This is a genomic window from Micromonospora xinjiangensis (genome assembly GCF_056150165.1).
On sequence record NZ_JAXCFO010000012.1, the window covers coordinates 88,037 to 111,045 of the forward strand.

The 23,009-nt window shown below is 72.7% G+C and carries 17 protein-coding genes; 11 read left to right on the forward strand and 6 right to left on the reverse strand.

The genetic code is table 11. The annotated features are described in order from the left end of the window. Window positions 1-87: 87 nt before the first annotated feature. The gene (locus SM573_RS28875; RefSeq protein WP_474617490.1) at window positions 88-1,563 is read right to left on the reverse strand and encodes a hypothetical protein; all 1,476 of its coding nucleotides are present in this window, start codon (window positions 1,561-1,563) and stop codon (window positions 88-90) included. Between the two features lie 285 nt (window positions 1,564-1,848). On the opposite strand from SM573_RS28875, the gene SM573_RS28880 reads away from it, so the two are divergent. Together SM573_RS28880 and SM573_RS28885 are read left to right on the forward strand one after the other, a co-directional pair. Continuing rightward, complete coding sequence (locus SM573_RS28880; RefSeq protein ID WP_474617491.1) at window positions 1,849-2,982, forward strand: glycosyltransferase family 4 protein; 1,134 nt, start codon at window positions 1,849-1,851, stop codon at window positions 2,980-2,982. Between the two features lie 132 nt (window positions 2,983-3,114). Beyond that, window positions 3,115-4,383 (forward strand): hypothetical protein, encoded by a 1,269-nt coding sequence (locus SM573_RS28885; protein WP_474614919.1) that lies wholly within the window; start codon window positions 3,115-3,117, stop codon window positions 4,381-4,383. Window positions 4,384-4,469: 86 nt separating this feature from the next. On the opposite strand, the gene SM573_RS28890 is transcribed toward SM573_RS28885, so the two are convergent. Further along, the gene (locus SM573_RS28890; RefSeq protein WP_474614918.1) at window positions 4,470-5,780 is read right to left on the reverse strand and encodes a phenylacetate--CoA ligase family protein; all 1,311 of its coding nucleotides are present in this window, start codon (window positions 5,778-5,780) and stop codon (window positions 4,470-4,472) included. Between the two features lie 138 nt (window positions 5,781-5,918). Here SM573_RS28890 and SM573_RS28895 point away from each other — a divergent pair, with 138 nt between their 5' ends. Continuing rightward, window positions 5,919-6,848, forward strand: a complete 930-nt coding sequence (locus SM573_RS28895) for an NAD(+)/NADH kinase (RefSeq protein ID WP_474614917.1) — start codon at window positions 5,919-5,921, stop codon at window positions 6,846-6,848. Between the two features lie 72 nt (window positions 6,849-6,920). Here the strand turns inward: SM573_RS28895 and pgm are convergent, their stop codons facing one another. Next, entirely contained in the window at window positions 6,921-8,564 is a 1,644-nt protein-coding gene (gene pgm, locus SM573_RS28900) for a phosphoglucomutase (alpha-D-glucose-1,6-bisphosphate-dependent) (protein WP_474614916.1), read from the reverse strand. 79 nt (window positions 8,565-8,643) lie between these two features. Next, the gene (gene glgC, locus SM573_RS28905) at window positions 8,644-9,876 is read right to left on the reverse strand and encodes a glucose-1-phosphate adenylyltransferase (RefSeq protein WP_474614915.1); all 1,233 of its coding nucleotides are present in this window, start codon (window positions 9,874-9,876) and stop codon (window positions 8,644-8,646) included. Window positions 9,877-9,946: 70 nt separating this feature from the next. On the opposite strand from glgC, the gene glgA reads away from it, so the two are divergent. The 3 genes from glgA to glgB are packed head-to-tail and all read left to right on the forward strand — an operon-like array spanning window position 9,947 to window position 15,406. Next, window positions 9,947-11,167, forward strand: coding sequence for a glycogen synthase (gene glgA / locus SM573_RS28910; protein ID WP_474617492.1), 1,221 nt, complete (start codon window positions 9,947-9,949; stop codon window positions 11,165-11,167). Between the two features lie 37 nt (window positions 11,168-11,204). After that, on the forward strand, window positions 11,205-13,301 hold the full coding sequence (locus SM573_RS28915; protein ID WP_474617493.1) for an alpha-1,4-glucan--maltose-1-phosphate maltosyltransferase: 2,097 nt from the start codon (window positions 11,205-11,207) through the stop codon (window positions 13,299-13,301). Further along, window positions 13,289-15,406 (forward strand): 1,4-alpha-glucan branching protein GlgB, encoded by a 2,118-nt coding sequence (glgB, locus tag SM573_RS28920; protein ID WP_474617494.1) that lies wholly within the window; start codon window positions 13,289-13,291, stop codon window positions 15,404-15,406. Before SM573_RS28915 ends, glgB begins: the two co-directional genes overlap by 13 nt. 150 nt (window positions 15,407-15,556) lie before the next feature. Here glgB and SM573_RS28925 read toward each other — a convergent pair whose 3' ends face one another. Then, window positions 15,557-16,597, reverse strand: a complete 1,041-nt coding sequence (locus tag SM573_RS28925) for an App1 family protein (RefSeq protein WP_474617495.1) — start codon at window positions 16,595-16,597, stop codon at window positions 15,557-15,559. A gap of 133 nt (window positions 16,598-16,730) precedes the next feature. Here SM573_RS28925 and SM573_RS28930 point away from each other — a divergent pair, with 133 nt between their 5' ends. The 3 genes from SM573_RS28930 to SM573_RS28940 all read left to right on the forward strand — a co-directional run bounded on the left by SM573_RS28930 (window position 16,731) and on the right by SM573_RS28940 (window position 19,936). Next, the gene (locus SM573_RS28930) at window positions 16,731-18,350 is read left to right on the forward strand and encodes a hypothetical protein (RefSeq protein WP_474617496.1); all 1,620 of its coding nucleotides are present in this window, start codon (window positions 16,731-16,733) and stop codon (window positions 18,348-18,350) included. Between the two features lie 10 nt (window positions 18,351-18,360). Then, window positions 18,361-19,158, forward strand: a complete 798-nt coding sequence (gene yaaA / locus SM573_RS28935; protein WP_474614909.1) for a peroxide stress protein YaaA — start codon at window positions 18,361-18,363, stop codon at window positions 19,156-19,158. Window positions 19,159-19,261: 103 nt separating this feature from the next. Continuing rightward, window positions 19,262-19,936, forward strand: a complete 675-nt coding sequence (locus SM573_RS28940) for a hypothetical protein (protein WP_474614908.1) — start codon at window positions 19,262-19,264, stop codon at window positions 19,934-19,936. 18 nt (window positions 19,937-19,954) lie between these two features. On the opposite strand, the gene SM573_RS28945 is transcribed toward SM573_RS28940, so the two are convergent. Further along, on the reverse strand, window positions 19,955-20,920 hold the full coding sequence (locus SM573_RS28945) for an SDR family NAD(P)-dependent oxidoreductase (protein WP_474614907.1): 966 nt from the start codon (window positions 20,918-20,920) through the stop codon (window positions 19,955-19,957). A gap of 84 nt (window positions 20,921-21,004) precedes the next feature. Between SM573_RS28945 and SM573_RS28950 the strand changes: the two genes are divergently transcribed. Together SM573_RS28950 and SM573_RS28955 are read left to right on the forward strand one after the other, a co-directional pair. Continuing rightward, window positions 21,005-21,916, forward strand: a complete 912-nt coding sequence (locus SM573_RS28950; RefSeq protein WP_474614906.1) for a cupin domain-containing protein — start codon at window positions 21,005-21,007, stop codon at window positions 21,914-21,916. Window positions 21,917-22,084: 168 nt separating this feature from the next. After that, window positions 22,085-22,993: a TAXI family TRAP transporter solute-binding subunit gene (locus SM573_RS28955; protein ID WP_474614931.1), complete on the forward strand. Its 909-nt coding sequence runs from the start codon at window positions 22,085-22,087 to the stop codon at window positions 22,991-22,993. The last annotated feature ends 16 nt before the right edge of the window (window positions 22,994-23,009 follow it).

Genomic DNA, 23,009 nt, shown 5'->3' on the forward strand with positions numbered 1-23,009 from the left:
AACGGTGTCGACACGTCCTGGGGCAACTGTTCACATGGCCGACCCGCGCCCCGGCCGTCCGGCCGGCGACCCCCCGTCGCCCCGGTCTCAGCGCAGGCGGGTGACCGGTCGAGCACGGGCGAGGTGCGGCAACCGCCGGCCGGCGAGATGGTGGGGCACGGCCACGCCGCTGACCCGCCAGCCCACCACCAGGATGACCGCGGCCAGCACCAGCAGGCGGCCGCCACCGCGGACCACGTAGGTGAAACTGCCGACCCAGAGCAGGTCGAACAGGCCGACGGCGGCGACGATCGCGCCGGTGTAGACACCCACGGCATACGGCGTGGTCAGCGGTCCGGACGACGCCCAGACCAGGAGCCTGTCGATCAACCGGACGGCGAGACCGGTCACCGGAACCATCAACGCCAGACCCAGCAGGCCGAAGTTGTACAACCACTCCCCGTGCGAGAGCGCCGCGGCGGAGTGCCCGGTACCGGCCAGCTCAGGCGACAGGAACATGACCAGGTCGGCGCCGAAACCCACCGGTTTGTCGTCCCAGATCGCCCGCGGCACCAGCCCGACGGCCGCGTTGACGAACGTCTCGCCCCAGCCTCGCGGCAGCAGGCCCACCTGGTTGAGGTGCAGCAGTTGGGCGAACGACTGGAGTGGACTGATGGCGGAGCCGAATCCGTCCTGGTCGGGCAGCAACGGCGAGCCCTGGTCGCTGGTGGCGCGGAGCCGGGCGAGGAACAGCAGGACCGGCGCCGCGCCGGCGAGAACGATGATCTTCGTGTACGGCCGCTGATCGCGGTGGGCCGAGATCAGCAGCAGTCCGAGCGCGAGGGTGCCGACGACGATTCGTCCGAAGCCGTTGAAGAGGTAGGTGAAGTAGAGGGCGAAGGCGACCAGGAGCACCACGCAGCAGAGGACCACGTGGCGCGCGGCCGGGCCCCTGAGCATCCCTACCGCGAGAAGCAGCACGCCGACGAAGCCGACCGCGTTGGCGACCGACAACGCGTCCGGGGCGATCATCGACACGGCTACCGCGAGCGCCAGCAGGAGAGCGCCGCACTTCACCGCCCAGCCGGCCGTCCGACCGTCGGCCTGCCCGCCGTACGAGGGCAGCCGCCGAGGGCTGCCGCCGCTCCAGAACAGCCACCACGTCGCGACCTGGACGAAGTAACAGATCGCCACGGCGGTGAAGAGCGGAACACCCGGGTCGTTCGTCCACGCCTTCGCCGTCTGGTAGAGCCCGCTGAAGCCGACGAAGAGCGCGAAGGCGAGGTTGTAGGCCCCCACCGCCGTGATCCTGGGACCGCCGTCGCGCCAGAAGACCCACGCGCCGAAGAGAGTCGCCAGCAGGCTCATGGCGAGGCTGCCGTCCCGGGGCCAGGCGCTCGTGGCGTTCTCGGCGAGGAACAGACACGCGATGCCCAGCACGAGCCAGGCGACCCCGGCGAAGAGCCGCCAGAGCCCGGACTGGTCTCGCGCGGGCCCTCGGTCGTCGGGCAGGTCGCGTGCGTGGCGCGGACGCGCACCCCGCTCTCGCTCTGCCACCGCACCCATCCCGGTCAATGACTCCATGGGAGCGGAGCATATATTCAGAAACACCGTCCATCCGCTTGTCCCGGGAATTCGGCTCGGTCCCGGCGACATTGTTTCCGCTTGTCGGGGACCACGTCACCGATCCGCGCCGCGCATCGTTAGCCGGACGTGGCTGATACCCTCGGCGTACCGCGCGACGACTGCATTTCACCAGCCGCGAACGGGGTTCATGATTCGCCGTCGGCAGTGACTGTCGACCAATGGCGCACGGTCGACGACGGCACCCGAATCACCGAAAGTGGAGATGGGTCACGGCCCTTTCGGGTGCTGTTGACGTGTGACTTCTTCGAGCCGGGATTCCGTGCCGGTGGGCCCATCCGGTCGGTCGCCCAGGTGCTCGACACCGTGTCGCCCTCGATCGAGGTGACGATGGTGACGAGGGATCGGGACCTCGGCTCGCCCGAGCCGTACCCCGGTCTGTCCGGACGGTGGGTACGCCGTGGCCGGGCGCGCATCTGCTACCTGAACCCACGCCGCCCCCGCCAGTGGTACGCACTGTGGAAAACGCTCCGGTCGGTCGGGTTCGACCTTCTCTACGTCAACAGTCTCTGGGCCAGGTCGTCGATTCTGCCGATCCTCGCGGCTCGCGTACGCCTCATCCGGGTCCGGCGGGTACTCGTCGCACCGCGCGGTGAGCTGGCGGCGAGTGCACTGGGCGTCAAGAGCCGGAAGAAGCGGGTGTTCCTGAGCCTGTGGCGACCGTTTCTCGAACAGCCGCGGGTGTTCTGGCACGCGACCAGTGCGCACGAGGCGAAGTTGATCAGAGACGTGTTCCCCGAGGCGAGGATCGAGACCCGGCGCAACGAGGTCTCGCTCCCGCCGGACCCGATCCCGCCCGGCGAGAACGGCGGCCCGCCACGTCTCGTGTTCATCGGCCGCATCAGCCCGATCAAGAACCTGGCGATGGTGATCGAGGCGCTCGCACGGGTGACCCGCCCGGTGGTGTTCGACGTCTACGGTCCGCTGGAGGACACGGCGTACTGGGCCGAGTGCCAACGGCTCGCCCAGCGGCTGCCGGACTCGGTGGCGTTCACCTACCGGGGTGAACTGGCACCACACGAGGTGCGCCCCACCTTCGCCCGGTACGACCTGTTCGTCTTCCCCACTCGCGGAGAGAACTTCGGCCATGTCATCGCCGAGAGCCTGTCGGCGTCATGCCCCGTCGTCTGCTCGGACCAAACACCGTGGAGTGGCCTGCTCCGAACCGGTGGCGGCGCCGTCCTCACGGAGGTCACGCCAGCGACCCTGGCTCACCAGATCGAGCAGTTCGCCGCGCGTACGCCCACCGAACGGCTCCGGGCGCGCCGCGCCGCCGGTGAGGCCTACCGTTCCTGGCGGGCCGAGGCCGCCGGGCCGAACATCCTCGACCGGGTCAGGTTGACCATCTCCGAACGCTGACCCCCACCGCCCTCGCCCGAGGCGACGGCGGCCAGGTCGCGGTGCCGCGAAAGGACCACATTGAAGGAGCGCTCGCCGGAGCAGACGCTCCCCGAGCCCGCCGAGTCCGCCCGCCATCGCGGAGAGCGTGGGGTGGGAGTTCGCTCCAACACGATCGTGGCGACGGTCTCCGGCCTGCTCAGCGGGTTGTTGAACGCCGCGATGCTCGCCTACAGCGCGCGGCAGGGGCAGACGGTCGAGATCGCTGCCTACAGCGTCATGACCGCGGCGCTCACCTGGGTGGCCAACATGGTCATGGGAGGATCGTCGCTGCTGTACGTGTCCGGTAACGACGAGGAACGCCGGGCCGCGCACAGCCAGCGCATCCTCGTGGCCCTGCCGGCCATGGCGACCGCCACGATGGTGATCGCGGCGTTCTACGTGGACCGCGGGTACGGGATGGCGGCGCTGGTCAGCGCGGGCAGCGTGACGATGTTGAACAGCCTCGCCGACCTGCGGTTCGGCGACCTCGTTCGGCAGATGCGCTTCGTCGCGGCGTCCGTCGCGGTGACCGGCACCCGGCTCCTGTCCATGGTGCTGCTGGTCGCCGGCGCGCCGCTGACCAGCGCCTTGCTGGTCGGCGCCGCAACGTACCTGATCAGCACGGAGGTCCTCGCCTGCCGGGGTCCCGCCGCCGCACTTCCGATGTGGCGCGGGCTGTCGCTACGGGCGGCTGGCCGGGCCTTCCGGTTGACCCGGCAACTGTTCACCTACAGCGTCGCGGAGGCGTTCACCGGTCGAGCCGGCACGATCGCCCTCTCGCTGGTCGCGAGCCCGTTGGTGGTGGGTTGCTTCGGCGCACTGACGAGCATCTACCAGGCGTTGGTCGCCGTCACGTTCAGCGGGCTGCGGGTGCCGATGGCGGTCCGCACCCGGCGACGGCACAACCTCGGGCCGGCTGTGGCGGTCAGCCGCGAGAGCGAGATGATCGCGGTCGCCGGCGCGACCGTCATCACCGTGGGGGTCATCGTCACCGCGCCGTGGCTCGCCACCACCGTGCTCGGACTGCCGATCCCCGAGTCCGCCCTCTGGCTGCAGCTGCTGGCGCTCGCGCTCCCGTTCGCGACGATGAACCGGGCCTTCGCGCTCAACCGCATCGGTGACGGCGACTACGGGGCCGCAACCCGGCTCGCCGTCTCCGTCGCCGGGCTGCTGGGCGCCGGCCTGCTCGTTCAGGCGACAGCGCTCGGCCCGACCGGCGCCGCCGCCGCCGCGACCACAGCGGAGGTGCTCGTGGCGGGAGCGCTCCTGCTGGTCGCGTTGTCACGCCGGCACCGGCGAGGCGGACCGGGCGGCCGGCACGCCGTCCGGCCGGATCGGGAGCGGGAGCCTGTTCCACCCGCCGGCGTCACCGGAGGCTGAACGTCGGTCGAGCACCGAGCCCGCTCGGTGGACCCGTTCCGCCGGCCCACCGCTTCGCCGGCCACCGAGGCGGCACTACGCCCCGGTCAGGACACGAACAGGGCGTGCTTGCCGGCGCGGGTGCTGGTCTGGTCGGCGACCTGGTGGAACGTGATCGATTCGGCGAGGAGATCCGGGTGGTCCTTCATCAGCTCCCGCGCGAAGAACTGGCCGACCGCGTCCAGGTCGAGCGCGTGGTCAGCCTGCAGGTAGATGTGCAGCGCGTCCGGGCGTTCCTGGCGGAACTGCACGCCGACGATCCCCGCGTAGCTCTTGAGGATGTGCACCGGCAGGATCGGGGAGAGGTCGAGGATCCCGTGGCGGGATGCGACCTGGACGATCTCCTGCCGACGCCCGAGGATCGAACGGAGCCACAGCGCATTGCCGTCCACGATGTCGGTCGGCTCGACCCGGTCCCCGATCGAGTAGTTGACGAGGGGGAACAGCCGGTCGTCGAGAGTGGTCACCGCGAGCGAGCCGTCCTCGGAGACGAGGCAGACGAAGCTGTCCCAGAGGACCTGGATCGCCCGCGCCTGACCCCGAGACATCGCCATGAGGCCGGTCTCCGCGGCACCGTACTCGATGACGGCGCTGGCCCCGAAGACCCGCTCGATCAGGGCGAGATCCGCGTCGCTGGCGCTCTCCGCGCTGAGGACCACGGCGCGAAGGCGATCCGTGTCTCCCAGGTCCAGGGCCTCGCGCTCGATGTAGCGGGCGAGCTTGAAGACCGCCGACGTGTAACCGACGATCGACGCCGGATTCCGGGCGTGGATGGCCTCGTGGTGCGCCCGAAGCGCCGGTTCGCTGAGGTCGTAGGCGTTCAGCCGGGTGATGTTCAAGATCCGGTCGGCGGCGGCGCGCTTGGCCTGGGCGACCTGACCGCGCAACCCACTGCCGAAGAGGTGGGCGTGCCCCCACAGGAGCACCTGCGGATCGAACGGTCGCACGCCCCACCATGCTCGCCCGAGATAGTTGTTCACCCACCGGTCGGTCGTCTCGTCGTCTCCGCGCGGAAACCGGGTGGGCTGACCGGTGCTGCCACCGGTGCTGTAGGCCTGCTTCGTCGAGCCTCCGGCGAAGACCTCGGCGGACCGGCTGATCAGCAGTTCCTTGTCGAGCTGCGGGAAGTGGCGGAGGTCCGACGGCCGGTCGATGCTGGTGGGCAGGTGGTGCTCGCTCCGCCAGGAGCGATAAAACGGCACCCGGGTCAGGCAGTAGGCCCACATCTTGTTGAACCGCTCGACCTGGATCCGCTCGATCTGCGCTCGGGACAAGGGCTCGTGGTAGAGGGCGATCTTCCGATCGAGGCGCCGGCGACGCTCCGCGAGCAGAATTCCGCGCCGGATGGGTGCACTCACCTGATCGCCTCCTGGCCCGCTGTCGATCCTGTTGGGAGCGAGGTCGATCTCGACCAGCACGCCCGTTCATTCGGCAACCACCTCAACGATGGGACAAAATGTCAGTTACGAGGCGTTGCATCCAGGCAGGGGGAATCGATGGACCGTACCCTGCTCGGGCTGGTGCTGCACCCGACACGGGACGCTTCCGGGATCATCGAGATCATCGCCGAGTGGGCGGCCCGGCACGGCAAGGGCCTCGCCGTCCGCGAGGAGGACCGGCACCGGGTGCCTTCCGGCGTCGAGGCGTTCCCCGCCGACGAGCTGGTCGATCACGTCAGTGCGCTCATCAGCATCGGTGGTGACGGCACGATGCTCGGCGCGCTCCGGTCGACGGTCGGCAACCCGAAGCCGGTGCTCGGGGTGCACCTGGGCCGGCTCGGCTTCCTGGTGGAGGTGGAGCCGCCGGAGCTGCCGGAGGCGCTGGACCGCCTGACCAACAAGGACTTCACGGTGGAGGCGCACAGCTGCCTCGTCTGTGACGTCTGCGGGGACGACGTGGTCGCCTTCAACGACATCGCGCTGGTCCGTCAGCCCGGGAAGGGGTTCGCCGTCGCCACCCTGGCGGTGGACGGCCAGCGTTACGGCTACTACCGCTGCGACGCCATCGTGGTGAGCACCCCCACCGGGTCGACGGCGTACAGCTACGCCGCCGGCGGGCCGCTGGTCTCCCCCGCCTCCGAGGCCGTGGTCGTCACCCCTTCGGCACCGATGGCCGGCATCAGCCGCTCGGTGGTGCTCTCCCCGGAGGAGAAGATCCGGCTGGAGTTGACGTCCGATTCCGGGCCGGTGGCCGTGGAGGTGGACGGCGTGGTGTTCCGGGAGGCGTCCACCGAGGGCGCGGTCGACATCAGCTTCCGCCGCGAGGCGGGCCTGGTGGTACGCCTCGACCCGCGCCGTTACCAGGAGCGCAACCAGCTCAAGCTGAGTCTCCTGGACCTGCCGCTGCTGCCCGAACAGCTCCGCGAACTGCTCCCCGAGGGGCTACGCGAGCAGCTCAGCCGCCGCGAACTCCCCCCGCCCCGCTGAGATCGCCACGGATCTTGGTCGGAGTGCGCCCCCGGCGGGGCCGGCTCCGACCAAGATCGCAGCAGCGACCGGTCACGCCTTTGCCAGCACCTCGGTTACCAGGTTCTTCGCTTCCTGCTGGATCCTCGTGAGGTGCTCCGGGCCCTGGAAGGACTCGGCGTAGATCTTGTAGACGTCCTCGGTGCCGGAGGGGCGGGCGGCGAACCAGCCCGACTCGGTGGTGACCTTGAGCCCGCCGATCGGCGCGCCGTTGCCGGGCGCGGTGGTGAGCGTCGCGGTGATCGGCTCGCCGGCCAGCTCGGTCGCGGTCACCTGCTCCGGGGAGAGCCTGCCGAGCACGGCCTTCTCCTCGCGGGTCGCCGGGGCGTCGATGCGGGCGTACGCGGGCGCGCCGAAGCGCTCGGCCAGTTCGGCCCAGTGCTCGCTGGGCGTCCGGCCCGTGGTGGCGATGATCTCCGACGCGAGCAGGCACAGCAGGATGCCGTCCTTGTCGGTGGTCCAGGTGCTCCCGTCCCGGCGCAGGAACGACGCCCCGGCGCTCTCCTCGCCGCCGAAGCCGACCGCGCCGTCGAGCAGCCCGGGAACGAACCACTTGAAGCCGACCGGCACCTCCAGCAGCGGCCGGCCGAGGTCGGCGGCCACCCGGTCGATCATGGACGACGAGACGAGGGTCTTGCCGACGGCGGCGGCCGGGCCCCACTGCGACCGGGTGCGGAACAGGTGGCCGATGGCCACCGCCAGGTAGTGGTTGGGGTTCATGAGCCCGCCGTCGGGGGTGACGATGCCGTGCCGGTCGGCGTCCGCGTCGTTGCCCGTGGAGACCTGGTAGTCGGCGCGGGCCGCGATGAGCGAGGCCATCGCGTTCGGCGAGGAGCAGTCCATGCGGATCTTGCCGTCCCCGTCGAGGGTCATGAACCGCCATGTCGGGTCGACCGTCGGGTTGATCACGGTGAGGTCGAGGCGGTGGCGCTCGGCGATCTCACCCCAGTAGGCCACGCTCGCGCCGCCGAGCGGGTCGGCACCGATGCGGACGCCCGCGGCGCGGATCGCGTCGACGTCGATCGCCGCGGGCAGGTCGTCGACGTAGCGGCCGAGGAAGTCGTACGTCCCGGTGGTGTCGGCGGCCCGCGCCCGCGCGTACGGGATCCGGCGGACCTCGGCGAGCCCGCCGGCGAGGATCGCGTTGGCTCGCTCCTGGATCTGCTTCGTGACGTCGCTGTCGGCCGGCCCGCCGTGGCTCGGGTTGTACTTGAAGCCGCCGTCGTCGGGCGGGTTGTGCGACGGGGTGATCACGATCCCGTCGGCGAGGCCGCTCGTGCGACCCCGGTTGTGGGTGAGGATCGCGTGCGAGACGGCGGGCGTCGGCGTGTAGCCGTCCCGGCTGTCCAGCAGCACGGTGACGCCGTTGGCGGCGAGCACCTCCAGCGCGTCGACGGCGGCGGGGGTGGAGAGGGCGTGCGTGTCCCGGCCGAGGAAGAGCGGGCCGTCGATGCCCTGGGCGCGGCGGTAGTCGCAGAGCGCCTGGGTGACCGCCACGATGTGGTCGGAGTTGAACGCGCGCCGCAGGCTCGACCCCCGGTGGCCGGAGGTGCCGAAGGAGACCTGCTGCGCCGGGTCCCGCGGGTCCGGGTGCTCGGCGTAGTAGGCGGTCACCAGCCGGGGCACGTCGACCAGGTCGGCGGGCTCGGCCGGCTGGCCGGCACGGGGGTGGGTCACTGCGGCAACCTCCTCGAGGACGGGGCGGACGCCGCCTTCTTCCCGGCGGCGCCCGCTTCCATGCGTACGGCGAGCGGCGTCACGGCTCGACGCGCTGGCCCTTGCCGATCACCACGATCCCGTTGTCGGAGACAACATAGCGTTGCCGGTCCTTCTCCAGGTCGACCCCGATCTCGGCGCCCTCGGGGACGTAGACGTTCTTGTCCAGGATCGCCCGCCGGACCACGGCGTGCCGGCCGATCTCCACGCCCTCCATGAGCACCGCGCCGTCGACGTGCGCCCACGAGTGCACCTTGACCTTCGGGGAGACCACCGAGTTCTCCACGAGCGAGCCGGAGATCACCGCTCCGGGCGAGACCATCGAGCCGACCGCGCGGCCGACCCGCTCGCCCCACTGGTGCACGAACTTCGCCGGCGGGTAGGGCGGCTGCTCGGTATAGATGGGCCACTCGAAGTTGTAGAGGTTGAACACCGGGTGGACGTTGATCAGATCCATGTGCGCGTCGTAGAACGAGTCGAGCGTCCCGACGTCGCGCCAGTAGCCGCGGTCGCGGTCGGTGCTCCCGGGCACCTCGTTGTCCTTGAAGTCGTAGACGTTGGCCTCGCCCCGCTCGACCAGCATGGGGATGATGCTCCCGCCCATGTCGTGCTTGCTGGTCTTGTCCTCCGCGTCGCGCTCCACCGCCTCGCAGAGCGCCCTGGTGGTGAAGACGTAGTTGCCCATCGAGGCGTAGATCTGGTCGGGGGCGTCGGGCAGCCCGACGGCGTCGGTGGGCTTCTCGCGGAACGCCCGGATCCGCCGTCCGTCCTCGGCCACCTCGATCACGCCGAACTGGTCGGCCGTCGACAGGGGCTGGCGGATGCCGGCGACCGTGACACCGGCGCCGGAGGCGATGTGGTCCTCCACCATCTGCCGGGGGTCCATCCGGTAGATGTGGTCGGCGCCGAAGACGATCACGTAGTCGGGTTGCTCGTCGTTGATCAGGTTGAAGCTCTGGTAGATGGCGTCCGCCGAGCCCGCGAACCACCACGGCCCCCGGCGCTGCTGCGCCGGCACGGGGGTGACGTAGTTGCCGAGCAGGGTCGACATCCGCCAGGTCTTGGTGATGTGCCGGTCCAGGGAGTGCGACTTGTACTGGGTGAGCACGACGATCTTGAGATAGCCGGCGTTGGCGAGGTTGGAGAGGACGAAATCGACCATGCGGTACATCCCGCCGAACGGGACGGCCGGCTTGGCCCGGTCCGCGGTCAGCGGCATCAGGCGCTTGCCTTCTCCGCCGGCCAGGACGATCGCGAGCACCTTGGCAGCCATGGTCAGACGCTAACCACCCACGTGCAACTTCACCACTCGTACGGTCGGACTTCTGCACTAGGGTGCGGGCATGACCGACTCCTCCCCCGCCACCGGACAGCTGCGCGTCGATCTGCTCACCCGTGAGTACCCGCCGGAGGTCTACGGCGGGGCCGGCGTGCACGTCGAGTACCTGGCCCGGGAGTTGCGCCGCCTCGCCGACGTGCGGGTGCACTGCTTCGGCGTGCCGCGCGACGAGCCGGGCGTCACCGCGTACGCCGAGCCGCCCGGGCTGACCGGGGCGAACGCCGCGCTGCGGACGATGGGCGTCGACCTGGAGATGGCCGCGGGCTGCGCCGGCACGGACGTCGTGCACAGCCACACCTGGTACGCGAACCTGGCCGGGCACACGGCGAAGCTGCTCCACGGGGTGCCGCACGTGGTCACCGCGCACAGCCTGGAGCCGCTGCGGCCCTGGAAGGCCGAGCAGCTCGGCGGCGGCTACTCGCTCTCCTCGTGGTGCGAGCGCACGGCGGTGGGGGCCGCCGACGCGGTGATCGCGGTCAGCGAGGGGATGCGGCGGGACGTGCTCGCCGCCTACCCGCAGGTCGACCCGGAGCGGGTGCGGGTGGTCTACAACGGCATCGACACGCGGCAGTACGCGCCCGACCAGGGCACCGACGTGCTCGACCGGCTCGGCGTCGACCCGGCGCTGCCCAGCGTGGTCTACGTCGGCCGGATCACCCGGCAGAAGGGGCTGCCCTACCTGCTGCGCGCGGCGCGCGACCTGCCGGCCGACACCCAGCTGGTGCTGCTGGCCGGCGCGCCGGACACCGCGGAGATCGCCGCCGAGGTGGAGGGGCTGGTCGCCGAGCTGCGGGCGAACCGCTCCGGGGTGGTCTGGGTGGCCGAGATGCTGCCCAAGCACGAGGTGATCCAGGTGCTCACGCACGCCACCGTCTTCGTCTGCCCGTCGGTCTACGAGCCGATGGGCATCGTCAACCTGGAGGCGATGGCCTGCGAGACGGCGGTCGTGGCCACCGCGACGGGGGGCATCCCCGAGGTGGTCGCCGACGGCGAGACGGGGCTGCTGGTCCCCATCGAGCAGGCCACCGACGGCTCCGGCCGGCCGCTGGACGCGGGCCGCTTCGTCGCCGACCTGGCGGCCCGGCTGAACGAGCTGCTGGCCGACCCGGAGCGCATCGCGGAGTTCGGCCGGGCGGGGCGGCGCCGCGCCGTGGAGCACTTCTCGTGGGACACGATCGCGGCCCGGACGATGGAGGTCTACCGGTCGGTGGGCGCCGCCGGCTGACCGAGCGCGAAGCGATCTCGCGCAGTAGGTTGAACCGGTGACTGGACGGTTCCCGATCGAAGACGTCTCCCCCGTCGTCTCGTGCGGTCGCTACCCGGCCAAGGCGGTGGTGGGCGAGCTGGTGCCGGTGTCGGCGCGCGCCTACCGGGAGGGGCACGACGCGCTCGGCTGCAACGTGGTCTGGGTCGGTCCGGACGGCGCGGCCCGCCCGTTCACCCGGATGCGGCCCGGCGAGCCGGGCCAGGACCGCTGGCACGCCACGATCCGCCCGGACTCGGTCGGCGAGTGGCGGTTCGCCGTCGAGGCGTTCCACGACCCCTACCTGACCTGGCAGAACGCGGTCAGCAAGAAGCTCGCGGCCGGGCAGGGGCCGGCGGAGCTGGCCAACGACCTGGCCGAGGGCGCGCGGGTGCTGGACGCCGCCGCGCCGCTGGTGCCGCCCGCGCAGCGGGAGCGGGTGACGCGGGCCGCCGCCGCGCTGCGGGACACCGACCGGGAGCTGTCGCGGCGGGTCGCGCCGGCGCTGGAGCTGGCCGACCTGCTCTGGGCCCACCCGGTGCGGGAGCTGGTCACGGCCGGCGCGGAGCACACGCTCTGGGTGGACCGCGAGCGGGCCCTCTTCTCCGCCTGGTACGAGTTCTTCCCCCGCTCGGAGGGCGCGGTCCCGGCCACCGTCGACGCGCCGGCCCGCTCCGGCACGTTCGCCACCGCGGCCGACCGGCTGCCGGGCGTCGCCGCGATGGGCTTCGACGTGCTCTACCTGCCGCCGATCCACCCGATCGGCCGGGTCAACCGCAAGGGCCGCAACAACTCGCTGACGGCCGGGCCCGACGACGTCGGCTCGCCGTGGGCGATCGGCGCCGAGGAGGGTGGCCACGACGCCATCCACCCCGACCTGGGCACGGCGGAGGACTTCCGGGACTTCGTCGCGGCCGCCGCCGAGCAGGGCCTGGAGGTGGCGATGGACCTGGCGTTGCAGTGCGCGCCGGACCATCCGTGGGTCCGCGAGCACCCGGAGTGGTTCACCACCCGGGCGGACGGGTCGATCGCGTACGCGGAGAACCCGCCGAAGAAGTATCAGGACATCTACCCGCTGAACTTCGACAACGACCCGGAGGGGATCCGGGCAGAGATCCTGCGGGTGGTGCGGCACTGGGTCGGCGAGGGCATCCGGATCTTCCGGGTGGACAACCCGCACACGAAGCCGTTCGACTTCTGGCACTGGCTGATCTGGGAGGTGAAGAAGGTCGACCCGGACGTGCTCTTCCTCGCCGAGGCGTTCACCCGTCCCGCGATCATGCACGGCCTCGGCAAGATCGGCTTCACCCAGTCGTACACGTACTTCACCTGGCGCACGAGCGCGGCGGAGATGCGGTCCTACTGCGAGGAGCTGGTCGCGGCCGCCGACTACATGCGTCCGAACTTCTGGCCGAACACGCCGGACATCCTGCACGAGTCGCTCCAGCACGGCGGCCCACCGATGTTCAAGATCCGGGCGGTGCTGGCCGCGCTGCTCTCCCCGTCCTGGGGCATGTACGCGGGCTACGAACTCTTCGAGCACGTCGCCCGCCCCGGCGCGGAGGAGTACCTGGACAACGAGAAGTACGAGCTGCGCCCCCGGGACTGGGCCGGCGCGGAGGCGCAGGGCCGCTCCCTGGCCCCCTTCATCGCCACCCTCAACCGGGTGCGCAAGGGCAACCGGGCCCTGCGCGGGCTGCGCAACCTGCGCTTCCACGACATCGACAACCCCGCGCTGCTCTGCTGGTCCAAACGCGACGCCGACACCGGCGACACGGTCATCGTCGTGTGCTCGTTCGACCCGCACGAGGTGCAGTGGGGCAACACGACGCTGGACATGCCGGCGCTCGGCTTCGACTGGCACGAGCGGTTCACCGTGCACGACGAGCTGACCGGCACCAGCTACGACTGGGGGCAGCGCAACGCGGTGCGGCTCGACCCCTACCTGCAACCGGCGCACGTGCTGACCGTGCGCCGCCCGGTCCCGGCCGAGGAGCCGGCCGCCGTCCCGGCCGGCCCGGTGAAGCTGACCACCGAGGCCGTCCCCGACGACCTCTCGGGCGGCACCGCCCCGACCACCCCCGCCCAGAAGGACGACGACCGATGGACGAGCTGATCGCCGGCCACCTCCACGACCCGCACGCCGTGCTGGGCGCGCACCCCGCGCAGGGGCGGACCACCCTGCGTACGCTGCGGCGCGGCGCGGGTGACGTCGCGGCGCTGGTCGACGGCGAGCGCCACCCGATGAAGCGGGTCCACGACGCCGGCGTCTTCGAGGCGACCGTGCCGGGCACCGTGCTCGACTACCGCGTCGAGGTCGACGGCGTCGTGACCGACGACCCCTACCGGTACCCGCCCACCCTGGGCGAGCTGGACCTGCACCTGATCGGCGAGGGCCGGCACGAGCGGCTCTGGGAGGCGCTCGGCGCGCGGGTCTTCGACGAGGGTGTGGCGTTCGCGGTGTGGGCGCCGAACGCTCGCGGCGTGCGGGTGGTCGGCGAGTTCACCGGCTGGGCGCCGGACGACGGCTGGCCGATGCGCTCCCTCGGCTCGACGGGCGTGTGGGAGATCTTCGTGCCGGGGGTGTCGGCGGGGGCCCGCTACAAGTACCGGGTGCTCGGCGCCGACGGCCACTGGCGGGACAAGGCCGATCCGCTCGCGGCGTACGCCGAGGTGCCGCCGGCCACCGCCTCGGTGGTGCACCGGTCGACGTACGAGTGGTCCGACGCGGCGTGGCTGGAGCAGCGGCGCCGGCGGCGGCCGTACCAGGAGCCGATGAGCGTCTACGAGGTGCACCTCGGGTCGTGGCGGCCCGGCCTCGGCTACCGGGAGCTGGCCGAGGAGCTCACCGCGTACGTCACGGAGCTCGGGTTCACGCACGTCGAGTTCCTGCCGGTGATGGAGCACCCGTTCGGCGGTTCGTGGGGCTACCAGGTCACCGGCTACTACGCGCCGACGTCCCGCTTCGGCGACCCGGACGACTTCCGTCACCTGGTGGACCGGCTGCACCGCGCCGGCATCGGGGTGATCCTCGACTGGGTGCCCGCGCACTTCCCGCGCGACGAGTGGGCGCTCGCGCGCTTCGACGGCACCCCGCTCTACGAGCACCCCGACCCGCGTCGGGGCGAGCACCCCGACTGGGGCACGTACGTCTTCGACTTCGGCCGCCGCGAGGTGCGCAACTTCCTCGTGGCGAACGCGCTCTACTGGCTGGAGGAGTTCCACGTCGACGGGCTGCGGGTGGACGCGGTCGCCTCGATGCTCTACCTGGACTACTCCCGGCAGGAGGGCCAGTGGGCGCCGAACCAGTACGGCGGCCGGGAGAACCTGGAGGCGATCGCCTTCCTCCAGGAGGTCAACGCGACCGTCTACAAGCACCACCCGGGGGTGCTGATGGTCGCCGAGGAGTCGACCGCGTGGCCGGGCGTGACCCGGCCGACCTCCGGCGGGGGGCTCGGCTTCGGATTCAAGTGGAACATGGGCTGGATGCACGACACCCTGCTCTACACCTCGAAGGACCCGATCTACCGTCAGCACCATCACCACCAGCTCACGTTCTCCCTGGCGTACGCCTGGAGCGAGAACTACGTGCTGCCGATCAGCCACGACGAGGTGGTGCACGGCAAGGGCTCGCTGGTCGGCAAGATGCCCGGCGACACCTGGCAGAAGCTCGCGAACGTGCGGGCGCTGCTGGCGTACATGTGGGCGCACCCGGGCAAGCAGCTGCTCTTCATGGGCTGCGAGCTGGCCGACGACCGGGAGTGGAGCGAGGAGCGCGGGCTCGACTGGTACCTGACGCACGATCCGGCGCGCGCCGGTGTCCAGCGGCTGGTCGGTGACCTGAACCGCGTCTACCGGGACACCCCGGCGCTCTGGGCGCAGGACACCGACCCGGCCGGCTTCCGCTGGATCGCCGGGGACGACGTCGCCAACAACACGGTCTCGTTCGTCCGGATCGCGCCGGACGGGTCGACCCTGGTGTGCGTCGCGAACTTCTCGGCGCTGCCGCTGCACGACTACCGGGTCGGGCTACCGGCGGGCGGGACGTGGCGGGAGGTGCTCAACACCGACGCCCACCACTACGGCGGCTCCGGGGTCGGCAACCTCGGCGAGGTGCACGCCGAGGACGTCCCGTGGCACGGCCTGGTCGCCTCGGCGTCGCTGCGGGTGCCGCCGCTCGGCGTCCTCTGGCTCCGGCCGGCGGGCGCCGCCGGCGACTGACCCCCACGGGCCCGGCCGCCCGGCGCCGCCGGCGACTGGTCCCGCACGCTGGCCGTCCGGGGCCCGGCCGAACCGATCCGGCGGTCCGGGCCACCCGCGCCCTCGGTGACGGATCCCGCGGGTCGGGCGTGCCCGCGCGCGGAGGTCAGCTCAGACCAGGTCGGCCTCGTGCAGCAGCTTCCACAGGCCCGCGCCGTCCGGGGCGGAGAACCACTTCTGCCCCACCGGCCCCTCCAGCGGGCGCCCGTGCGGGGCCGGCAGGCCGCCGGCCAGCACCGCCTGGGCGGGCGAGAGCTGGCGGATCGCCACCCCGGCGACGTTCTCCGGGTGGGCCGCCGCGAACTCCCGGTAGATCTCCTGGTCGTGCTGGCCGTCGTCGCCGACCAGCAGCCAGCGCACGTGGGGGAACTCCCGGGCCAGCCGGGCCAGGGTGACCCGCTTGTGTTCCTGGCCGCTGCGGAACCACCGGTCCGCCGTCGGGCCCCAGTCGGTGAGCAGCAGCGGACCGGCCGGGTACAGGTGCCGGGACAGGAACCGCGTGAGCGTGGGCGCCACGTTCCACGCCCCGGTCGAGAGGTAGAAGACGGGCGCGCCGGGATGCGCCGTGACCAGCCGCTCGTAGAGCACCGCCATCCCGGGCACGGCGGCCCGGGCGTGCTCGTCGAGGACGAACGTGTTCCAGGCGGCCAGCAGCGGCCGGGGCAACGCTGTCACCATCACCGTGTCGTCGATGTCGGAGAGGATGCCGAAGCGGACGGCCGGGTCGAGAATCCGCACCGGCGCCTCGACCGGCTCGGTGTCCGGCATGCTGAGCCGGACCGACCCCCAGCCCGGCGGCAGCTCCGCCTCGACCAGTGTGTCGATGAAGCCGCTGCGGTCGGTGCGGGCCTCGTGCCGCACCCCGCCGGCCTCGATGCTGACCGTGACGTGCTTGGCCGGCAGGGTGGTGAAGCTCCGCCAGCCGCGGACCTTCTCCAGCCGGGCCCGCTGGCGGGTGTCCGGGCGGCCCAGGAGCACCCGGCACAGCACCCGCACCCAGCTCGGCGCACCGTAGCCGGTGTAGGCGACGATGTTGATCCGCCAGCCGGTGCGCCGCAGGCGACGCTCCACGAACTGGTGCACGGCGTCCTCGATCCGCGCGGCCCGGTGCAGGCGCGGGACGGCCAACTGGCCGGCGGGAGTCGGTGGCACGGTGACACCCTGCCACACGGGCGCGGTCGCGGCCACGCGAGGCGATCTTCGTCGAGCCGGTCTGCCGCGATCCACCCCGCCCGCACCGCGCGGCGTGAAACACTCCGGTCGGGACGACGACGGGGGCGTGGTCGTGTCGCAACCAGTGCAGCACCGTGGGCGGTGGCGTCCGCGGCTCGACCGGCCGGCGCTGGTCGCGCTGCTGCTCGGGCTGGCCGGCGTCGGGTACCGGCTCGTCCTGACGCTGCTCACGGTGCCCGTGTCGAACAGTGACGAGGCCACCTTCGGCCTGGCCGCCCTGCACATCGCGCAGGGCCGGGAGCACCCGGTGTTCCTCTACGGCCAGCGCTACATGGGGATGCTGGAGTCGTACCTCGCCGCGCCGCTGATCGCGCTGGCCGGGCCGAGCTGGTCGGTGCTGCGGCTGCCCATGCTCGTCCTCTACGCGGTCTTTCTCTACCTGATCCACCGCCTCACCCGGCGGATCTGCTCGCCGTGGTTCGCCACGTTCGTGGTGGGCCTTCTGGCGCTCGGCCCGGAGCGCGTGGTCCGTGACCAGCTGACCGTGGTCGGCGGCCGGCCGGAGGTCAAGCCGGCGGTGCTGCTCATGCTGCTGATCGGGGTGGGGCTCGCCGCCGGCACCATCCGCCGCCGCCGGCTGGCCATCGGGCTGTTCGGGCTGCTCGCCGGCCTGGCGCTCTGGTCGGACTGGCTGATCGTGCCGTACCTGGTCGTGGCCGCGCTGCTGCTGCTCTACGCGGCCCGCCGGGAGCTGCTCGGCTGGGCGGGTGGGCTGCTGGTGGCGGGCTTCGCGCTCGGGGTCGCCCCGATGATCCGGGACAACCTCGTGGCGCCCGCCGGTGAGGACTCCCTGTCGGTGTTCCGGGAGATCAGCACGCGCGCGGGGCCGTCGCCGCCGTGGCACGATCGCCTCCAGGGCGGGGTGCTGGAGGGGATTCCCCTGGCCAGTGGGCTGTGCCCGATCGGTGGGTGCGCCCGCTGGCAGGAGTGGTTCGGGCCGGTCTACCCGGCGCTGCTCGTCGTCGCCGCGGCCCTCGCGCTCGTCTTCTACCGCCGCGCCGCGGCGGCACCGCGCCAGGTCCGGGTCGGCCCCGTCGCCCATCTCGCGCTGCTCCTCGGCGCGGCGCTGACCCTGCTGTCGTACGTGCGCAGCCCGCTGTCCGCCATCGACCCGCTGGGCAACGCGCGGTACCTGTCGGTGCTCCAGATCTCCCTGCCGGCGGTGCTGTGGCCACTCTGGCTGGCCGCGGTGGCCTGCTGGCGGGGGACCGTGGGGGTGCTCGGCCGGCTGACCGGCGCGGTGGCCACCGTCCTGCTGGCGGGCCTGGCCGCGACCAGCGCGGTGGTGACCGTGCAGTTCGCCACCACCGGCCTGGAGGCGTCCCGCGTCGAGGAGCGCGAGGCCCGGGACCTGGCCGCCGCGCTGCGCGCCGACGGGCCGCACGAGGTGTACGGGGACTACTGGATCTGCAACCGGCTGGTCTTCAACACCGCCGAGGAGGTGGTCTGCGGGGTGCTCGACGCCAACCTCACACCGGGGCAGAACCGGTACCTGCCCTACTGGCGGCAGGTGGGCCGGGCGGACCGCCCCGGCTACGTGGTCGAGGCCGGTTCGGCGGCGGAGCACCGGCTGCTGCGGCTGCTCGGGGATCGCGCCGGCACCACCCCGGTACGCGACGTGGGCGGTTACCGCGTCTACCACCCGGAGACCCCGGTGCGGCCCTGGCGGTAGATTCCACCGGGTGCTCATCCTGCTGCCGCCCTCAGAGGGGAAGGCCGACGCCGGCACCGGCCGGCGGCTGGACCTGGCCCGACTCTCCCTGCCGGGGCTGACCCCGGCCCGCGAGGAGGTGCTCTCCGCCCTGGTCGCGCTCTGCGCCGGGCCGGACGAGGCCGCGGCCCGGGCCGTGCTCGGGCTCAGCGAGGGCCAGCGCGACGAGGTGCGGCGCAACGCGCGGCTGCGGGTGGCGGCCAGCGCGCCCGCCGCACGGATCTACACCGGCGTCCTCTACGAGGCCCTGGATCTCGCGTCGCTGCCCCCGGCCGCGACGCGGGCCGCCCACCGCTGTGTGCTGGTCAGCTCCGGGCTCTGGGGCGTGGTACGCCTCACCGACCGCATCCCGCCCTACCGCTGCCCCATCGGGGCGAGGCTGCCCGGCCCGGGCGCGCTCGGGGCGTACTGGCGGGGACGGCTGGCGCCGGAGCTGACCGGCGCGGCGGGCGACGGGCCCGTGCTCGACCTGCGCTCCGGCGCGTACGCCGCCACCTGGACGCCGCGGGGTGAGCTGGCGGCCCGAACGCTGACCGTGCGGGTGCTGCACGAGCGCGAGGTCGACGGGGTTCCGGTCCGCTCGGTGGTCAGCCACTTCAACAAGGCGACCAAGGGCCGGCTGGTCCGCGATCTGCTGCTCTCCGGGGCCCGACCGCGCACCGTCGACGAACTGATCGCGGCGGTGCGGGACCTGAAGCACACGGTGGTGGAGCAGCCGGCGCCGGCCGGACGACCACGCCAGGTGGATCTCGTGGTCACCCAGCTGTAGGGGCGTGCGCAAGATTTCCTCAAGGCTGGGCCGGATCGGTTCCGCGTCGGGGGTGCACGGGCCACGGTAGGAGAACCCCGACTCCGACAAGGGAGTGCCTTCGTTGGCCCGCGAACCCGCCCTGCTCGACCGGCCACGTCGCCCATCGACGCCGCCTCCGCTCGACTGGCTCACCCTGGCCGACGCGTTCGAGGCCGCCTGTCTGCTGCGCTGCATGCCACCACCGGCCGGCCCGCGCCCGCAGCGCGGGGCGGGCGCGCACCCGTCGCCGGTGGTCGAGTTCAACCGGGAGGACGCCGCCCAGCGGATGCGGCAGCTGCTGGAGCGGCTGGACGTCCCGGTCGAGCACGAGACGGCCGTCGGCGGGCTGCGCCGCCGCTACGAGCTGCACCGGCTCCGGGTGCCCGCCGCGCACCGGTCGCGTTACACGCATCTCGTGGAGGCCGGATGGTGGCAGGGGCGCCGGGAGCTGCTCTCCGCGCCGGTACCGGGCGCGTCCACTCCCCGCCGGGTCTGGGTGCCCCGGCTCGCGGCGGCGGCCTGGCGCTCGGCGCTGCTCGCCGGTGGCCGGCACGTCCGCCGGCACATCCTGGGCGTACGGCTCACCGATCGGGAGCTGGCCGCCGTGCTGATCCGCAGCGCCGCCCTGCTCGGGGTGCCGGCGGAGCTCCGGCCGGGCACGGGCTGTTTCCTGGTCAGCGTGGCCGACGGGCCGGACCGGCACCGGATTCTGCGGCACACCACGCTGAGCCCCGCGCCCGCCGCCGAATCCGCCTGACCGGGCCGGCCGTCCGGGTCAGCGGGACGTGAGGGCCGCCTCCGCGTACGCCCAGAGGCGGTCGGCCGCGGCCTGGTCCACGGCGTGCGCGGCCACGCCGCCGGTCGCCTCGGGGCCGCCGGCCACCATTCCGGCCTCCTGGTTGTCGTCGAAGTACCGGCCGGTGACTCCGTCGAGCAGCGGCGAGGCCGCCAGCAGCACGGACGTGGCGGCGCCCTGGGCGGGCGTCTTGTAGTACGGCAGGTCGATCCGGTTGCCCGCCTCGTCCAGCACCCCGAACGCCCGCAGGGTCTCGTCGTCCATGTGGCGCTGGAGGTTGGTGTTGATGTAGCCCGGGTTCAGGGCGTTGGCGGTGATGCCGTCGGCGGCCCATCGGCGGGCGATACCCACGGCGAGCAGGACGTCCGCGGTCTTCGACCGGCCGTACGCCGACCACGGGTCGTACGGCTGCCGCGCGAACTGCGGGTCGTCGAAGTCGAACGCCTCGCGCAGGTGCGCCCCGGAGCTGACGATCACCACCCGCGCCGAGCCGGCGGCGCGCAGGGTGTCGTGCAGACCGCGCACGAGCGCGAAGTGGCCGAGATAGTTGGTGCCGAGCTGAAGTTCCCAGCCCTGCGGGGTGAGCCGGCGGGTCGGGATCGCCATCACCCCGGCGTTGGCGACCAGCGCGTGCAGCGGCCCCTCCCAGGCCGCGACGAAGGCGTCGACCGAGGCCAGGTCGGCCAGGTCGAGGGCGGCCGCCCGTACGGCGCCGGGTCCCGGCCCGGCGAACTCGGCCACCAGGTCGGCGGCGGCCGCCGGATCGCGGGTGGCGACGGTGACCTGCGCGCCGGCGCCGGCCAGGGCGCGGACGGTCTCGGTGCCGATGCCGGAGGCGCCGCCGGTGACGATCATCCGGCGGCCGGTGAGGTCCACGCCGTCGAGGATCTCGGCGGCGGTGGTGCGGGCGGTGAACGGGGTCGTGAGTCGAGTCTCAGCGGTCATGACATCCACGCTACGAACGATCATCCGGACTGTCTGTAGTCTGAGGTCCGCCGGTCTTTAGTGAGAGTCCAGAGGGAGCGAGTCGTGGATCCGTTGGAGGACGTGCTCGCGCTGCTCGGCGCGACCAGCCACCTCTCCGCCGCGCTGGCGGGCGGAGGTCGCTGGGCCGTCCGCTTCGATCCGCCGGCCGGCGTCAAGTTCAACGCCGTCCGGCGGGGCGGCTGCCTGTTGCGGGTCGACGGTGTGCCCGACCCGGTGGACCTGGCCGAGGGCGACTGCTTCCTGCTCACCCGGCCCTCGGCGTTCACGCTCGCCAGCGACCTGGACGCGCCGACCGAACCCGCCGGGCCGCTCTTCGCCGAGGCCGTCGACGGCGTGGCCCGCGCCGGAACCGGCGACGACGTGCTCCTCATCGGCGGGTCGTTCTCCTTCACCGGGCGAGCCCGCGCCCTGCTCCTCGACGCGCTGCCACCGGTCGTCCACGTGCCCGCCGCGACACCGGAGGCGGCGACCGTGCGCTGGGCGATCGGGGAGATCGACACCGAGCTGCGGACGGCGCCACTGGCCGGCACGCTGGTCGCCGAGCACCTCGCCCAGGTCATGCTGATCCGCATCCTGCGCCTGCACCTCACCCGCACCGGCTCCTGCGGCTGGCTGGCCGGCCTGGCCGATCCGGTGCTCGCCCCCGCGCTGCGGGCCATGCACGCCCGGCCCGCGCAGCCCTGGACCGTGGCCGAGCTCGCCCGCGTCGCCGCGGTGTCTCGCTCCACGCTCGCCGCCCGGTTCAAGGAGATCGTCGGCCGCGGCCCGCTGGAGTACCTCACCGGCTGGCGGATCGAACTCGCCGCCGACCGGATCCGCCGCGGCGACGACACCCTCTCCACCATCGCCCGCGCGGTCGGGTACGGCTCGGAGAGCGCCCTGAGCGTCGCCTTCAAACGCACCACCGGGCTCTCGCCGCGGGCCTACCGCAGCCGCTTCGCCCCGACCGGCTGAATCCCGCCCGACCGGCCACGGTGGTCACACGGCGGTGAGCGCCGGGCAACATCCAGCCGAAAGTCCAGCGACGCCTGCGAGCGGCGGGGGTTGCGCGGCCCCGATCCTGGGCGCAGAGTGCAGCCCGTGAGTCCTACCTGGCCGGGGCGTGCCGCGCCGTCCGTGACGCTGCTGACGGTGCTGCTGGCCGTGGCCGCCGGCCTCACCGGGTGCCGGGACCGGCCGGACGAGCCGGTGACGATCCGGATCGCCACCGGCAGCCCGACGGCGGTCTACCACGCCTTCGGCGAGTCGCTGGCCGCGATCCTCAACCGGGAGCTGCCCGGGGTGCGCGCCAGCGTGGTGGTCACGGCCGCCTCCGCGGAGAACGTGCGGCTCGTCGCCGCCGGCCAGGCCGAGCTCGGCTTCACGCAGGCCGACGTGCTGCCCACCGGCCCGGGCGCGGACCCACGGGTGGCCGCGATCGCCCGGGTCTACGACGACCAGCTGCACCTCGTCGCGTCCGCCGGCGGGCCGGTGCGTACGGTCGCCGACCTGAGCGGCCGGCGGGTCTCGGTGGGCGCGGCCGGTTCCGGCACGGAAATCACGGCCAACCGGCTGCTCGACGTGGCCGGGCTGGGCGGTGACGGGGTCCGCCGCACCCGCCTCAATCTGGACGAGTCGGTGGCCGCCCTGCGCTCCGGCCGGATCGACGCGTTCTTCTTCTCCGGCGGCCTGCCGGTGCGGGCCATCGCCGACCTGGCGCAAGGCAGCCCGACCCGGATCGTGGACCTCGGTGAGTGGACCGAGCCGCTGCGGGGGCGCTACGGGGAGGTGTACGTCTCCCGGGACATCCCCCGGTCGGTGTACGGGGTGGAGCCCGTCACCACCGTCGCCAACCCGAACTTCCTGATCGTCCGCCCGGACCTGCCGGAGCGGCTGGTCCGGGACGTGACGCGACTGCTCATGGAGCGCCGCTCGGAGCTGGCGGCGGCGCACCCGGCGGCCGGCCGGATGAGCCCCCGCTCGGCGATCGCCACCTCCCCGCTGCCGCTGCACCCGGGTGCCTCGGTCTGGTACCGCGCCGCGAAGCCCTGACCGGGGCGCCGGGCAC